This is a genomic window from Streptomyces regalis (assembly GCF_001509475.1).
In the GTDB taxonomy this organism is placed as follows: domain Bacteria; phylum Actinomycetota; class Actinomycetes; order Streptomycetales; family Streptomycetaceae; genus Streptomyces; species Streptomyces regalis.
On record NZ_LLZG01000078.1, the window covers coordinates 1 to 13,187 of the forward strand.

General features: G+C 69.5%; 13 protein-coding genes and 1 pseudogene. 9 read left to right on the forward strand and 5 right to left on the reverse strand.

The window, feature by feature from the left end:
• Window positions 1-88: 88 nt before the first annotated feature.
• Complete coding sequence (locus ADL12_RS13095) at window positions 89-1,348, forward strand: GNAT family N-acetyltransferase (RefSeq protein WP_062701835.1); 1,260 nt, start codon at window positions 89-91, stop codon at window positions 1,346-1,348.
• A 406-nt stretch (window positions 1,349-1,754) separates the two neighbouring features.
• On the opposite strand, the gene ADL12_RS13100 is transcribed toward ADL12_RS13095, so the two are convergent.
• Complete coding sequence (locus ADL12_RS13100; protein ID WP_062701807.1) at window positions 1,755-1,934, reverse strand: hypothetical protein; 180 nt, start codon at window positions 1,932-1,934, stop codon at window positions 1,755-1,757.
• A 248-nt stretch (window positions 1,935-2,182) separates the two neighbouring features.
• Between ADL12_RS13100 and ADL12_RS13105 the strand changes: the two genes are divergently transcribed.
• Entirely contained in the window at window positions 2,183-3,025 is an 843-nt protein-coding gene (locus ADL12_RS13105; RefSeq protein ID WP_062701809.1) for a winged helix-turn-helix domain-containing protein, read from the forward strand.
• A gap of 63 nt (window positions 3,026-3,088) precedes the next feature.
• Here ADL12_RS13105 and ADL12_RS13110 read toward each other — a convergent pair whose 3' ends face one another.
• The gene (locus ADL12_RS13110) at window positions 3,089-3,277 is read right to left on the reverse strand and encodes a hypothetical protein (protein ID WP_062701811.1); all 189 of its coding nucleotides are present in this window, start codon (window positions 3,275-3,277) and stop codon (window positions 3,089-3,091) included.
• Between the two features lie 153 nt (window positions 3,278-3,430).
• Here ADL12_RS13110 and ADL12_RS13115 point away from each other — a divergent pair, with 153 nt between their 5' ends.
• A complete protein-coding gene (locus ADL12_RS13115; protein ID WP_079052014.1) occupies window positions 3,431-4,306 on the forward strand; it encodes a GntR family transcriptional regulator in 876 nt (291 codons plus the stop codon).
• A 38-nt stretch (window positions 4,307-4,344) separates the two neighbouring features.
• Complete coding sequence (locus tag ADL12_RS13120) at window positions 4,345-5,079, forward strand: HAD family hydrolase (RefSeq protein ID WP_244187882.1); 735 nt, start codon at window positions 4,345-4,347, stop codon at window positions 5,077-5,079.
• 23 nt (window positions 5,080-5,102) lie between these two features.
• Here ADL12_RS13120 and ADL12_RS54950 read toward each other — a convergent pair whose 3' ends face one another.
• Together ADL12_RS54950 and ADL12_RS56400 are read right to left on the reverse strand one after the other, a co-directional pair.
• Window positions 5,103-5,288 (reverse strand): hypothetical protein, encoded by a 186-nt coding sequence (locus ADL12_RS54950; protein WP_062701816.1) that lies wholly within the window; start codon window positions 5,286-5,288, stop codon window positions 5,103-5,105.
• A 73-nt stretch (window positions 5,289-5,361) separates the two neighbouring features.
• Window positions 5,362-5,997 (reverse strand): annotated as a pseudogene (locus ADL12_RS56400) (HAD family hydrolase); the annotation flags it as partial.
• Window positions 5,998-6,255: 258 nt separating this feature from the next.
• Here ADL12_RS56400 and ADL12_RS13135 point away from each other — a divergent pair.
• The 4 genes from ADL12_RS13135 (at window position 6,256) to ADL12_RS13155 (ending at window position 11,310) form a co-directional block, all read left to right on the forward strand.
• A complete protein-coding gene (locus ADL12_RS13135; protein WP_062701820.1) occupies window positions 6,256-7,350 on the forward strand; it encodes a phosphotransferase family protein in 1,095 nt (364 codons plus the stop codon).
• 624 nt (window positions 7,351-7,974) lie between these two features.
• Window positions 7,975-8,541, forward strand: coding sequence for a phosphotransferase family protein (locus tag ADL12_RS56405; protein ID WP_062701824.1), 567 nt, complete (start codon window positions 7,975-7,977; stop codon window positions 8,539-8,541).
• Window positions 8,542-8,606: 65 nt separating this feature from the next.
• On the forward strand, window positions 8,607-9,242 hold the full coding sequence (locus tag ADL12_RS13150) for a TetR/AcrR family transcriptional regulator (RefSeq protein WP_062701826.1): 636 nt from the start codon (window positions 8,607-8,609) through the stop codon (window positions 9,240-9,242).
• Between the two features lie 52 nt (window positions 9,243-9,294).
• Window positions 9,295-11,310 (forward strand): HelD family protein, encoded by a 2,016-nt coding sequence (locus tag ADL12_RS13155; protein ID WP_062701829.1) that lies wholly within the window; start codon window positions 9,295-9,297, stop codon window positions 11,308-11,310.
• A gap of 43 nt (window positions 11,311-11,353) precedes the next feature.
• Here ADL12_RS13155 and ADL12_RS13160 read toward each other — a convergent pair whose 3' ends face one another.
• Window positions 11,354-12,193, reverse strand: a complete 840-nt coding sequence (locus ADL12_RS13160) for a nitroreductase/quinone reductase family protein (RefSeq protein WP_062701831.1) — start codon at window positions 12,191-12,193, stop codon at window positions 11,354-11,356.
• A 171-nt stretch (window positions 12,194-12,364) separates the two neighbouring features.
• Here ADL12_RS13160 and ADL12_RS13165 point away from each other — a divergent pair, with 171 nt between their 5' ends.
• Window positions 12,365-12,988 carry an RraA family protein gene (locus ADL12_RS13165; protein WP_062701833.1) on the forward strand — a complete coding sequence of 208 codons (624 nt, stop codon included), beginning with the start codon at window positions 12,365-12,367 and terminating at the stop codon, window positions 12,986-12,988.
• Window positions 12,989-13,187: the final 199 nt, after the last annotated feature.

Consider the following 13,187-nt stretch of genomic DNA (forward strand, 5'->3'; position numbering starts at 1 on the left):
GTGGACGAAGGAGGCGGGGGCGGGGGCGGGGTGCCGGGGCCGGGAAAATTCGGCGACACCCCGCGCCCGTCCACCTACCGTGGGCCGCATGAGCCGTCCCGAATCCCCCATCGACGTCCGCCCGATCACCGAGGCCGACCTCCCCGACTGGATCAGGGCCCTGAACACCGGCTTCCTGCGCACCCCCGACGTCGCCGAGACGGAGATCGCGGACCGCAAGTCGTACATCGTCCCGGCCCGCACGCTGGGTGCCTTCGACGCCGGCCGCTGCATCGCCACCTTCCGGTCGTTCGCGCAGGAGATCACCGCGGTCGGCGGCACCCCGGTCCCCGCCGACGCCATCTCCAACGTCACCGTCACCCCCACCCACCGCCGCCGCGGCCTGCTCACCCGCATGATGGCCCAGGATCTGGCCGCCGCGAAGGAACGCGGGGACGTCGTCGCGACCCTGATCGCCGCCGAGTACCCGATCTACGGCCGTTACGGCTTCGGCCCCGCCACGTCGACGGCCCAGTGGACCGTCGACGTCCCCCGGACCGGCCTCGACCCGCGGTGGGCCGGTCCCGAGGACGGCGGCCGTATCGACCTCGTGGACGGGGCGGACGTACGCAAGATCGGCCCGGAGCTGTTCGAGAGGGTGCGGCGCGCCCAGCCGGGTGCCGTCGACCGGGACGAGCGCTGGTGGCTGGTCAACACGGGGGTGCTGCGCCTGGACCGGTCCCCGTGGACCGAGCCCTTCTTCGCCGTGTACCGCTCGGCGGGCGGCGAGGTCGAGGGGCTGGTGTCGTACACGGCGGACGACCACTGGGGTGACGGCAAGCAGCCGTTGAACACGGCGACCGTGAACTGGCTGATCGCGGCGACACCGGACGCCGAGCGCGCCCTGTGGCGCTACCTGTGCTCGATCGACTGGATCACCACGGTCAAGAGCGGCTGGCGGGCCCCCGACGACCTGCTACCCCTCTATCTGCCCGATCCGCGGGCCGCCCGGGTCACGACGCTGGCGGACTGGCTGTGGGTGCGGATCCTGGATGTCGTACGGGCGCTGGAGGCGCGGACGTACGAGGGGCAGGGGGCGCTGGTGCTGGAGGTCGTGGATGCGGGTGGGCTGACCGGCGGGCGGTATCTGCTTCAGGCGTCGGAGGGCGGGGCGTCCTGTACGCCGACCGCAGCGGCCGCCGAACTCACCCTCGATGTCGCCGACTTGGGCCGTCTCTGGCTCGGCGACGAGTCCGTCGTGCGGCTCGTCGCGCTGGGTCGGGTGCGGGAAGAACGAGCGGGCGCCGCCCGGGTGGCCGACGCCCTGCTGCGTACGTCCAGGCGACCTTGGTGCCCGGACATCTTCTGAGGCTCCTCTCTGCCGGCGACAGGTCTGCTCATCCGTAGCGAGCTGTTCAGTTGTGGTTGTGGGCTGTGCGCCTGCATCTGTATGCGGTTGTGGCTGTGCGGGTTCGCTGTTCGGTTGTCGATGTGAAGTTGTGGCTGTGCCTTTGGTGCAGACCGACCGGGCTCCCGGCTCCCCTCCGGAAGGGAGCCCGGACGGCCGAACCTGGTCGCCGGGTCCTGGAGGACAGGACCCTAGGCCCTGTCGTCAAATTCCCGCCTGCCGCGCGACGCCTGGCACGCACGCTCGCCGCGTTGCCGAACCGCCCACGTGGCTCCGCCACGAGGGCGCTCCGGCGCCTTGCGATCGCACGCACCAGACGCCGCGCGGCCCGCCCTCCGGGCGGACGACGGGAATTTGACGACAGGACCTAGTGGGCGAGCAGCATCACGAGGATCACCGCGCCGATGCCGCCGATCATGGTGTTCTTTGCCTTGATGCCGATGGACAGCGCCAGGAAGGCGATGATGCCCATCGGCCCGTACTTCCACTGGACGAGCTGCTCGAATCCGATGGCGAGTGCGGCGACGGCGAGGTAGACGAGCGGCATGCCGGTCTCCTTCGGGGCGATGGTCGAGAGATCCCACTCTGGTGGCCAACCTTTGGAAAGTTTGACCATGTTGCCTAAGTTGGCGACCAACTTCACTGTACTTATGACCGCTTGGACGCGTCTCATAACCACCTTCCCCGGAACTGCCTAAAGATGGCGGGAAGTTGTAGTGTTTGGTCGTGGAGCCGAAACCCGTCTCCGTCAATGGGCGGAAGAGTGCACAGCGGCCACAGAAGTCACATCGGGAGGTGGCCGACGCGCTGCGCGCCCGGATCACCGCGGGCGAGTTGCGGCCCGGCCAGCGCATGCCCACCCAGGCCAAGCTGGCCGACGAGTTCGGCGTCGAGCGCGGAGCAGTACGCCAGGCCCTGCGCATCCTGCAGTCGGAGCACCTGCTCACCAATGTATCCAAAGGGGCCCCGGCGACGGTCGCACCCGACCTCGGCAGGGCGCTGACCGGCCCCGGAGCCCCGCCGCAGCCCACCATGGTGGCCCTCGCCCCGCGCATCGCCGCCGCCTTCGCGGCCCCGCACGTCGAGATCGACGCCCTGTGTCTCACCTCGGTCTCCCTCACGCTCGCCATCGGCGAACCGCTCCGCCAGATTCACGCCGGACAGCTGAAACCGGCCAAGGTCGACGTCCGTGTGCTCTTGCCGAGCCGCGACATCTCGCTCGCCTTCCCGACGCCGGTGGACGCCTCGGCCGACGACGCCGACGAACAGCTGCGCCGGCGCTGGCTAATCCAGCGCAACGCCCAGGGCCAGGTGCTCCAGCACAATCTGCTGGCGCTGCGCACCACACACGGCATCGACGTCCAGGTCAGCTTCCGTGCGCTGCCGTTCACTCCGCCGGTGAAGCTGTACCTGCTCAACAGCACGGAGGCGCTCTTCGCGTACTACACACTGGCGCGCAGCGAGGTGGAGATCGACCACCAGCAGCTGGAGATGTACGACGCCCCGGGCCTCCAGTCGTTGCTGTTCGCCTTCGAGCAGGGGGCCGGGCTGCGGGACACGACGTTCGTGGAGCAGTCGCATGTGTGGTTCAACGCACTGTGGGAGACGATCAGTTCGGAGCTGGTGCTCACGAGCTGATCGTCTCCCACAGCGTTTGACCTGTGTGTTCGTTGCACTGCCGGCACGCCTGGTACCCATGGCTCACAGGGCGGGGCCCGAGATCAGGAGGGCGAGGACGACGGCCCCGATCGAACTGACCGCGGGGCTCTTGGCCTTGATGCCTATGGTGAGCAGCAGCAGGCCGATGATGCCGGTGGCACCGTACTTCCACTGGAGGGTCTGCTCGACGCCGACGACGAACACGGCGGAGAGGAGTGCGAGGACGGGCATCTGTGTTTCCCCCTTCGGGCTCCTGGGGATGGAAGGATTACTTCCGCCAACTCAACCAACTTGACGCCAACTCTGACTAAGTTGTCCCCACTTGGCCCCTACTTTGAAACAAGCTACAAACAACTGCCCATAGATGGGTGAGAGTTGTAGCGTTTGGTCGTGACTCAGGAGAACGTGTCAGTGAACGGCAGCAGGAGACTCTCGCCCCAGGAGATCGCCGACATCCTGCGGGAACGGATCCGCGTCGGAGACCTGAAGGCGGGCGACCGCCTGCCCACCCAGGCCGAACTGGCCGATGAGTTCGGCGTCGAGCGAGGAACCGTACGCCAGGCCCTGCGCGCGCTCCAGGAAGACGGTCTCCTCACCAACGTGAGCCGGGGCAGCCCGCCGCGGATCGCCGCGTCGTCGCCGGGGTGGGAGGGACCGCAGCCGACGATGGTCGGGCTGGCGCCACGGCTGACGGAGGCGTTCGCGGCGGCGCACGTCCGCATCGATGCCGTCTGCCTCACGGCCGAGAGTCTGATGCTCGCCCTGGGCGAGCCGATCCGCCTGATCCATGAGGGCACCCTCCGTCCCGAGTCGATCGACGTCCGCATCCTGCTGCCGTCCCGGGACATCAACCTCGCGTTTCCCGTCCCGCTCGAGAGCAGCGAGGGTGACCGGGTCCACCAGCGCTGGCTGGCGATGCGCAACGCCCAGGCGCAGGTGCTGCGGCACAACCTGCAGGCCGTGCGGTCCACCCACGGCATCGACGTGCACGTCACCTTCCGCGCGCTGCCCTTCACTCCGCCGGTCAAGCTGTACCTGCTCAACGACGCGGAAGCGCTGATCGGCTACTACGTTCTCGCCGAGCGGCGGGAGGAGTACGAGGAGGAGACGCTGGAGATGTACGACACCCTGGGCTCGAAGTCCGTCCTCTTCTCCTTCGTGAAGCAGTCCGGTGCACGGGACGCGGCGTTCGTGGAGGAATCCCAGAAGTGGTTCGACGCCCTCTGGGAAACCATCACCACGGACCTGACACTCTCCTAGTGACTTCAGATACGACGGATACGGCGCAGACTGAACCGGTGGCAGCACAGCCGGAGTACGACACCGAGAGGCTCAAGGAACTGATCGCGGGTGCGCGGGTCGTCCTGTGGGACTTCGACGGGCCGATCTGCACGCTGTTCGCCCGGCACCCGTCCGTAGGCGTGGCCGCCGGGTTCGTGGAGTGGCTGAACAGGCTCGGCCTGGCCGAGCTGCTGGATGAGAAGGAGCGGCGGCTCGAGGACCCGCAGGCGGTGCTGCGCGCGATCGACAGACGGCACCGTGGCAGTGACCTGGTGGCGGAGATGGAGGAACGTCTCACCAAGGAGGAACTCCACGCGGCTGCCGGCGCCATGCCCACCGCGTGGGCCGACCCGTTGATACGTACCTGGAAGGCGGTGGGCTCTCGCCTGGCCATCACGACGAACAACTCACCGCAGGCGGTTCGCAAGTACCTGAAGAGCCGCGACCTGCTCTCCTGCTTCGCCCCTCACATATACGGCCGCACCCGGGATCTCGGCCTCCTCAAACCCGACCCGCACTGTCTCAACCGCGCACTGAACGCGATGGGGGCGCACCCGTCCACCGCTCTGATGATCGGCGACTCCCTGTTCGACGCCACCGCTGCTCACCGGGCCGGCGTCTCCTTCCTCGGCTATGCACGCGACGAGGACAAGGAGAAGTCCCTGCGGGAGGCCGAAGTCGAGGACATCGTCGGCTCCCTGGAGCCCCTGCTGCGGTTGCTGCGGGAGAGGCCGACCAACCTGACTGGTTGACTGGTCCGGCGCTCGACTCCGGTTCAGGCCTGGGCCATGAACAGGACGAGCACCATCACCCCCGCGGACGTGCAGGTCCTGCTGTGTGCCTGGAGCCCGATGACTACGAGGAACAGGCCCAGCATCAGCACCGCCCCGTAGGGCGACTGGAGGACTTGCTCCGCGAAGGCGAGTCCGATGCGCAGCAGCGTCTTTCCGCCGAGCAGCATGGAGCCGCTGCGCCGCCTGTATGACCGGCTGATGCGAGGAGACCACGGCCTCCGCTCCGCTCTCCTTCATGTCCGCGGCCCGGGACGGTTTCCGGGTGTATCCGAGAAAACAGGTCCCGGCCGACCGGGCGGCCTTGAAGTCGGAGAGCGTGTCGCCGACGAGAAGACAGTGGGAGGCGTCGAGGGAGAGTTCCTCGAGGGCGCGCTCGACGCAGTGCGGATCCGGCTTCATGAGCCGTGCGTCGTCCGGGTTCCGGCCGAATACACCGTGAAATGTCGAACCGAGCCGGATATCGGGCCGGTCGAGGAATTTCCGGATCGGCTCCTCGGCATTGTTGCTCACGACGGCCAGGCGCATGCGGAGTCCGGAGAGCAACTCCATGAGAGGGACGGTGTCCGGCGCCGGTACGGCCGTCTCGACGGCATTCTCCTCCGCCCGCGCGACGATGCCCTCGGCGAGCTCGAGCGGTCGGGCACTGGGCCGTGCGGGAGCTGCCTCGTACATGTCCCTGAGGTGCCGAAGGATGTCGTGCGAGTCGGAGCAGTGCTCGACCTCCGGAGCGAGGGGACTCCACCCCCGGTGCGCTCGCGCCGTCTCCTTGATCTCGTCGGCCACGTCCTTCGTGGGCAGGCCACCGAAGAGGGAGCAGAGGGGCCCGTCGAAGTCGAGGAGAACCGCCTTTGTCCTTTTGAGGAGGGCCGGCAGCACATCCTGGTCGTCGATCGCGTCACCCAACGCGCCTCCCTGAGGTCATCGCGACAGTCTGGCCTACCGCCCAGCCGTGCTGCCAGCGCTTCCGGCCGGTTCCGGGCGGGTGTCGGAGTTGTGGTTCTCGCGTGCACCGCTTGGTCGGGTAGGGAGCCGGTCACTCGAATGCACTAGTTCTCCACCGTTGTTTGACTCCGGAGTAGTAACGTGCATCCCCTCTTCCTCATCGGCCCGACCGGAATGGCCTGAACCCAGCGCATGACAACCCCCTCGGTCTCCGACGATCGGCAGCCGACCCACGAGTTGAGCGTCGATCCGAGACTCGTCAGAGGTCCGCTCAAGGGGTACCACCATGTGACCCACGTCCTGCTGGCGGACCGGACCTGGATCAAGTGCCGGGAGCCGCGCGCGGAGATCCTGTGGTTCGACCGGCGGTGCTTCAAGTCGGAGGAGGAGCTGCTCAGGGTCCTGAAGAAGCACGACATCGCATGTGTGCCGGACGTCGTGGCCATCGGCGGTACGGACTTTCAGGGTTTCATCGAGGGACGCACCGTCGGCGCTCGGCGCTGGTGGTCGAGTCGCAGCGTGTCCGACGCGATCTTCGACCAGCTCGTCGACGTGTTCCGGGAGATGGTGCGGATCCGGCCACACATGCTGCAGGCCGAGCGCCGCTGCGAGCCGGAGGACCGCCCCGAGGACGGCGACACCGACGGCTTCCTGGAACGCCTGATCGTCTTCATGGAGGAACAGGTCTATGAGCGGAACCGCCCGCAGTTCGAAGGGCTGTTCCGGGAGCTGGGCGTGGCGGACGAATCGTTCACCCGGCTCAGAAAGGCCGTGTCCGGTCTGACGAGCCGGCCTTTCTGCCTGCTCCATGCGGACCTGCATCGCAAGAACCTCATCGTCGATCCGCGGGGCCGACTGTGGGTGATCGACTGGGAGTTGGCGATGGTCGGTGACCCGCTGTACGACCTGGCCACCCATCTCTATCTGATGCGCTATCCGGCGTGGCAGGAAAACCGTATGACCCAGGAATGGTGCCGTGTCGTCGAGCGCGTCCATCCCGGAAGCTCCCGTGGCTGGGAAGTGGACCTGTCGCGGATTCTCGAATTCAAGAGGGCGCAGTCGGTGTTCACCGATGTCATTCGCGTGGCTTTGAAACTGCGTGAACAGGCGGAATTCAGCTGGGTGGGTCTTCCCGCGGCTGCCGCGAGACTCCAGCGGATCCTGACCGCGGCCGCTGAGCCGCTCGGGCTGGAGAACGTGCCGGCCCACAAGCAGATCATGGCCGCGCTCGTCCGTTGGCATCGAGAGTCGGACACGGTCGTCATGAACGCTTCTGACGCCTCGTAGCCTCACATCGACAGGGATACGCCACTCCGCGGCGCTACCCTGCCCTTCCTCGTCCCGAGTCCGGCTTCGGCGATGTCCGACAGGAGTGGCCTGTGAGCGCACGTCCTGCTCCCCGTCCCGCTCGCCGTGTGCGAGTGGATCAGACGGGGAGCGACGAGATCCTCCGGCTCGCCGGCCAGAGCGGCGCGGTGAGCCGGGGCCACCACAACTCGAACTACGTGTGGGAGCCGCCCCGGCATGTCGCCCGACGACTTGGCGTGGAGCCCGGCAGGAGGGTGATCGTGCGGGTCCGCGAGGCCGGCGCTACGCCCGTCGTGCTCAGGACGTGGTTCGACGAGGGCGCCGTCCTCGACGCCGTACGGGGCGTCCAGCCGGACACCCCCGAGTGCCTGGCCGAGGGGGAGGGCTTCAGGATCCACAGCTTTGTGGAGGGCGCGCCGCTGTCGGTCCACTCCGAGAACGGCAAGCCCGTCGACACCCTGTACGTCCGGGCGCTGGCCGAACTGCTTGCCGGGACGATCAGAGTGCGCAAGGAGACGCTGCCCCCGCTGCCGGCGCTGGGCGTCCCGGAGGACGCGACCTGGACCGGCCGCCCAGCCATCCGGTGCACGGCAGCTCGACCCGGTGGCCGACGCGGGCGGCTTCTTCCACCGGCTGTGCGCGGACCTTGTCCGCCTGGTGGCCGGCCTGCCGGAGGAGTCGCAGCAACTGGCCCGGATCCTGGGCCTGCCCGAGGCCGGCCGGCTCGGGGAGATCCTGTCCCGGTTCCGGGTGAGCGAGCGAAGGCCCGCCCTGCTGCACGGCGATCTGCACCCATGGAACCTCGTACGGCACGAGGGCCACCCGTGGCTGACCCTCGTCGACTGGCAGATGGCGCTGGTCGGCGACCCGCTCTACGACCTGGTCCGGCACATGCACCTCACGCTGACCCGACCCGAGACGTACAAGCGCATGTTCCGGCGCTGGGCGGTCCAGCTGGACGGGGAATTCACCCACGACTGGCAGAAGGACCGCCATGTCTACCGAGGGCTCGAGTTCGTGCGGTCGGCGTACGTCGACCTGAACCGCCTGGTGACCGGCGCGGGCCTGGGAGCCCCCTATGTCCGCCGGGCCGTGGACTCCTACGGCCGCACCCTGGAGGCGGCCGGGCGCTTCCTCCGCCTCCCCGTCCGGCCTGCGGCGATCGCCTGACGTCGCCCCGAGAGGGCGCCCATCGGGCGACGGCGGGCAGGGTGGCAGCGCGTAGGCTCACCCGCATGAACGACCCGGGCCCGCGCGAGACGGGGCTGCGCGAGCGCAAGAAGCAGCGGATGTACGAGACCGTGTCGGAGACCGCCATCCGCCTCTTCCTGGAGAAGGGCTTCGACGCCGTCTCCGTGGCCGAGGTGGCCGCCGCGGCCGAGATCTCCAAGCCGACGCTGTTCCGGTACTTCCCGGCGAAGGAGGATCTCGTCCTGCACCGGATCGCCGATCACGAGCAGGAGGCCGCGCGGGTGGTGGCGGAGGCGGAGGAGGGTGCGCCCCTTCGTGCGCTGCGGCGGCATTTCCTGGACGGGCTGGAGCGACGAGATCCCGTCACCGGGCTGAACGACGATCCCCGCGTGCTTGCCTTCCACTCGCTGCTCTACGGGACGCCGGCCCTGGTCGCCCGCGTGTACGCCTATCAGCAGCGGTCGGAGGCCGCGCTCGCCGAGGCCCTCGGCGGGGATCTCGACGCGCGGCTGGCCGCCGGCCAGATCATCGCCGTACTGCGGATCCTCGCGAATGAGAACTGGCGGCGGATCGCGGACGGGGAGTCGCTGGAGGAGGTGCGCGAGGACGCCGTGGCGGCGGCGGAGCGGGCGTTCGGGCGGTTGGAGCGAGGGTTGCCGCAGCTGGCTCCTGCCCGATGAGGCTGAGTAAAAAATTTAACTTGGTTACGTTATTTCGCGTACGCTCCGTGGAATGACGTCACCCGACCCCTCCCTCCACCATGCCCTCGTCCAGGAACGCGCCCACCACGACCGCTGCCGCACCGCTCTCGCCGCCATGGTCGACGGAGCACAGGAGCACGTCGTCACCGGCGAGGACGTCTCCGCCTCCGGTGCCGATGCCGAGGTGCTCGGGTTCCAGCTGCGCAGCCACGCGAAGGAGATGCGTGAGCTGCCCGAAGGGCCCTTGTTCTTCGGCCGGTTGGAGACGGATCGGCAGATCCTGCACATCGGGCGGCTGCGGATCACCGAACGCCCGGCCGACCCGCCCCTCGTCGTCGACTGGCGCGCCCCCGTCTCCCGCGCCTTCTACCAGGCCACCGCCCGCGATCCCCAGGGCGTCGCCGTACGGCGGCGGTTCGGCTGGTCCCCGGGCAGCCGTGGGGATTCCGCCGACCTCACCGGCCTTGAGGACGAGCACCTCGACCGGGGCGAGTCCCGGGCCGGCGACATCGTCGCCCGCGAGATCGAGCGGCCCCGGGTCGGGCCCATGCGGGACATCGCGGCCACCATCCAGCCCGAGCAGGACGATCTCGTACGAGGCGATCTCGCCGTGTCGGTGTGTGTGCAGGGCGCGCCCGGCACCGGCAAGACCGCCGTCGGCCTGCACCGCGCCGCGTATCTGCTCTACACCCACCCGCAGCGCATCCGGCGCGGCGGACTGCTGATCCTCGGGCCCAACCGGACCTTCCTGTCGTACATCTCCGAGGTGCTGCCCGCCCTCGGCGAGACCGGCGTACGCCAGTCCACGTTGCGGGACGAGATCGCCCGGCATCCGGTCACCGGGGCGGACGACGGGCGGGCGGACGTCGTGAAGCACGACGCCCGGATGGCCGACGTGCTGCGGCGGGCGTTGTACGCGCGGGTGAGTGCGGCAGGGGTCAAGTCCCTGGTCCTTGCTGAGGGCTCGTATCGGTGGCGGGTCGCGGCGGGCGAGCTCGTGCGGATCGTGGCGGGGGTGCGGGAGGAGGAGCCGCCGTACGCCGTCGGGCGGGAGCGGGTGCGGACTCGGGTGGTGCGGCTCATCCGCGACCAGGCCGAGCGGCGCAGCGGGACGCGGAGCAACGCGTGGGTGCAGAAGGTCTCGCGGGCGCGGGCGGTGGGGGAGTATGTCGACGCCGTGTGGCCGCGGGTGAGGCCGGAGGAGGTGGTGGCCGAACTGCTCAGTGATCCCCAGGCGTTGGCGGATGCCGCCGACGGGCTGCTGGACGCCGAGGAGCAGAAGGCGCTGCTGTGGGCGAAGCCGCCGCGGTCGTGGAAGTCGGCGCGCTGGTCGGTGGCCGATCTCGTGCTGCTCGACGAGGTGGCGGGGCTCATCGAGCATCCGCAGGGGTACGGCCATCTCGTCGTCGACGAGGCGCAGGACCTGTCGCCGATGGAGTGCCGGGCGATCGCGCGCCGGGCGGCCTTCGGGTCGCTGACGGTGCTCGGGGATCTGGCGCAGGGGACGACGCCCTGGGCCGCACGGTCGTGGCAGACGGTGCTGCGGCATCTGGGGAAGCCGGACGCGGTGGTCGTACCGCTCACGACGGGGTTCCGGGTGCCGGGGGCGGTGCTGGAGCTGGCCAACCGGCTGCTGGAGCGGGTGGAGGTGGAGGTGCCGCCGGCCCGGTCGCTGCGGGGGGACGGGGAGCTGCGGTTCCGGGAGGCGGCGAGGGGTGAGCTGATGGGTGCGGTCGTGGGTGCCGTACGGGATGCGCTGGGCCGGGAGGGGTCCGTCGGCGTCGTCGCCGCCGACGCGGATGAGGCCCGGGTGCGCGAGGCGCTGGCGGCGGCCGGGATCGAGGCGGGGGGCGCGGACGAGCTGGGGGCGCGGGTGGCCGTAGTGCCGGCGAGCGTGGTGAAGGGGCTGGAGTACGACCATGTCGTCGCCGTGGAACCGGCGGCGATCGTGGAGGCGGAGGAGCGGGGGTTGCAGCGGCTGTATGTGGTGGTGACGCGGGCGGTGGCGGGGTTGGAGGTGGTGCACGGGAGGCCGTTGCCGCTGTAGGCGTTCGTGCGGGCGACGGCCTCCCGTGGGTCACCGTCGGCCGTTACGCGGCGTCCAGGACCGGGATCAACTGCTCCTCCTCGTACGTCAGATGCGCCTCCAGCTCCGCCGTGAGGCACTCCACCTCGGCGCGGGCGGAGGCAGGGTCCGGGTGCTCGGCGGTCACGGCGTGACGCAGGTCCTCGACGAGGGCGGCGATGCGCTCGTGCTCCTCCCGCAGGCGGGCCAGGGCCGGTGCGAGCTCAGGACGGCGGTCGGCCAGGACCGGGAACATGCCGAGGTCCTCGCCGGTGTGGTGGTTGTGGATGCCGGCGCAGAAGGTGAGGCAGTTGGCGCGGAGCTGGGCGGCCAGAGTGGAGCCGCCTTTGCTCATCTCCTCGCGGATCAGGGCGAGTTCGCGCCGGAAGGCGTCATGGACGACCTTGATGGCCTCGCCCATGGAGGACGCGTTGATGTTCGGGGGGCCGCCCTGGGCGATCTCGTACAGGGCGACCACGGGGATCACCCGCTCCGTCTTCTCCTGGTACGCCGCCCAGCCCGGTTCCGCCTCGACGGCCCGCGCGAAGATCCGGTCACGCTCCTCGCCCTCGAGGACGACCGCCCGGGCCTCGTAGGTGAACGCGCCGCTCTCGATGGTGACTCGGGGGTTCGCGACGAGGTTGTGGAACCACGCCGGGTGTCTGGGGGCGCCGGCGGCCGAGGCGATGACCAGGACGCGCTCGCCGCCGTCGGGGAGGTAGCCGAGGGGGGTGGTGTGCGGGCGGCCGGTGCGGGCGCCGGTGGTGGTGAGGAGGATCAGTCGGGCGCCTTCGAAGTAGCCGCCGACGCGGCCCTTGTTGGCGCGGAACTCGTCGATGACGGGTTGATTGAAATCGTTGGGCAATTCTTTCTCTTCTCTTTCTCTGTCGCTGGTTTCCTCACGGACGGAAGGCGAAGAGAAAGAGGCGGGCTCCTGGCCCGCCGCCGCGACCTCACTCAGAGGCCGGGCAACACCCAACTCGCTCACGGCACGAAGCCGACCCGGCAGTCATGGTCACGACTGTAGCTTTCTTGTATGACTGCCACGACCGATTTTCAGGGCATTCCCACGACCACCCTCGCCGACCTGCTGGGCCGCGACCAGGTGATGGACATCGGCATCCGCCCGCTGTGGGACCCCGCCCCGCGTGTCGCCGGACCGGCGTTCACCGTGTCGTGCCCGCCGGGCGACAACCTCATGCTGCACGCGGCCATTTACCGTGCCGAGCCCGGATCGGTCGTGGTGGTGCAGTCGGGCGACCCGGACTACGCGCTGGCCGGCGGGAACGTCTGCGCCGTCGCCCGCCGCCGGGGCATCGCCGGGTTCGTCGCCGACGGGCTGATCCGGGACCTGTCGGAGGTGCGGGAGATGGGGTTCCCGGTGTTCGCACGGGGCGTCATCCCGATCCCGGGCGGCAAGTCGGTCGTACGGCCGCTGAACCAGCGGGTGCGGTGCGGGGGTGTCCCGGTCGACGCCGGGGACGTCGTGGTGGCCGACGAGGAGGGCGTCGTGGTCGTGCCGGGCGCCCGCCGGGAGGAGGTGCTGACGGCGGCCCGGGCCAAGCTGGCCAAGGAGGCCGCCGAGTCCCTCGACGCCTGGGAGGAGGCGCACCGGGCGCGCATCGACAAGATCCTCGCGGAGCAGGGGTTCGAGGGCTGAGCGGCTGAAGACCGTACGGCTCTTTGCGTACTGCCCTCAGGGGCCGATCCTGTTCCCCGATGCTCCTCTTCCTCGACGTCGACGGAACGCTGATCCGTTACAAGAGCCTCAGTGGCTCTCAGCAATCCTGGCGTTTCCGCCCGGAAGGTCCGTACCGCCCAGCTCGGCGGCTTACGGTCCGCGCTTCAGCGACCACCGC

Coding starts and splice junctions, on each gene's coding strand:
- ADL12_RS13100 (WP_062701807.1), bottom strand. CDS start 1,934: ATGCCGCTCGTCTACCTCGCCGTCGCCGCACTCGCCATCGGATTCGAG.
- ADL12_RS13095 (WP_062701835.1), top strand. CDS start 89: ATGAGCCGTCCCGAATCCCCCATCGACGTCCGCCCGATCACCGAGGCC.
- ADL12_RS13150 (WP_062701826.1), top strand. CDS start 8,607: ATGAACGACCCGGGCCCGCGCGAGACGGGGCTGCGCGAGCGCAAGAAG.
- ADL12_RS13165 (WP_062701833.1), top strand. CDS start 12,365: ATGACTGCCACGACCGATTTTCAGGGCATTCCCACGACCACCCTCGCC.
- ADL12_RS13110 (WP_062701811.1), bottom strand. CDS start 3,277: ATGCCCGTCCTCGCACTCCTCTCCGCCGTGTTCGTCGTCGGCGTCGAG.
- ADL12_RS13135 (WP_062701820.1), top strand. CDS start 6,256: ATGACAACCCCCTCGGTCTCCGACGATCGGCAGCCGACCCACGAGTTG.
- ADL12_RS54950 (WP_062701816.1), bottom strand. CDS start 5,288: ATGCTGCTCGGCGGAAAGACGCTGCTGCGCATCGGACTCGCCTTCGCG.
- ADL12_RS13155 (WP_062701829.1), top strand. CDS start 9,295: ATGACGTCACCCGACCCCTCCCTCCACCATGCCCTCGTCCAGGAACGC.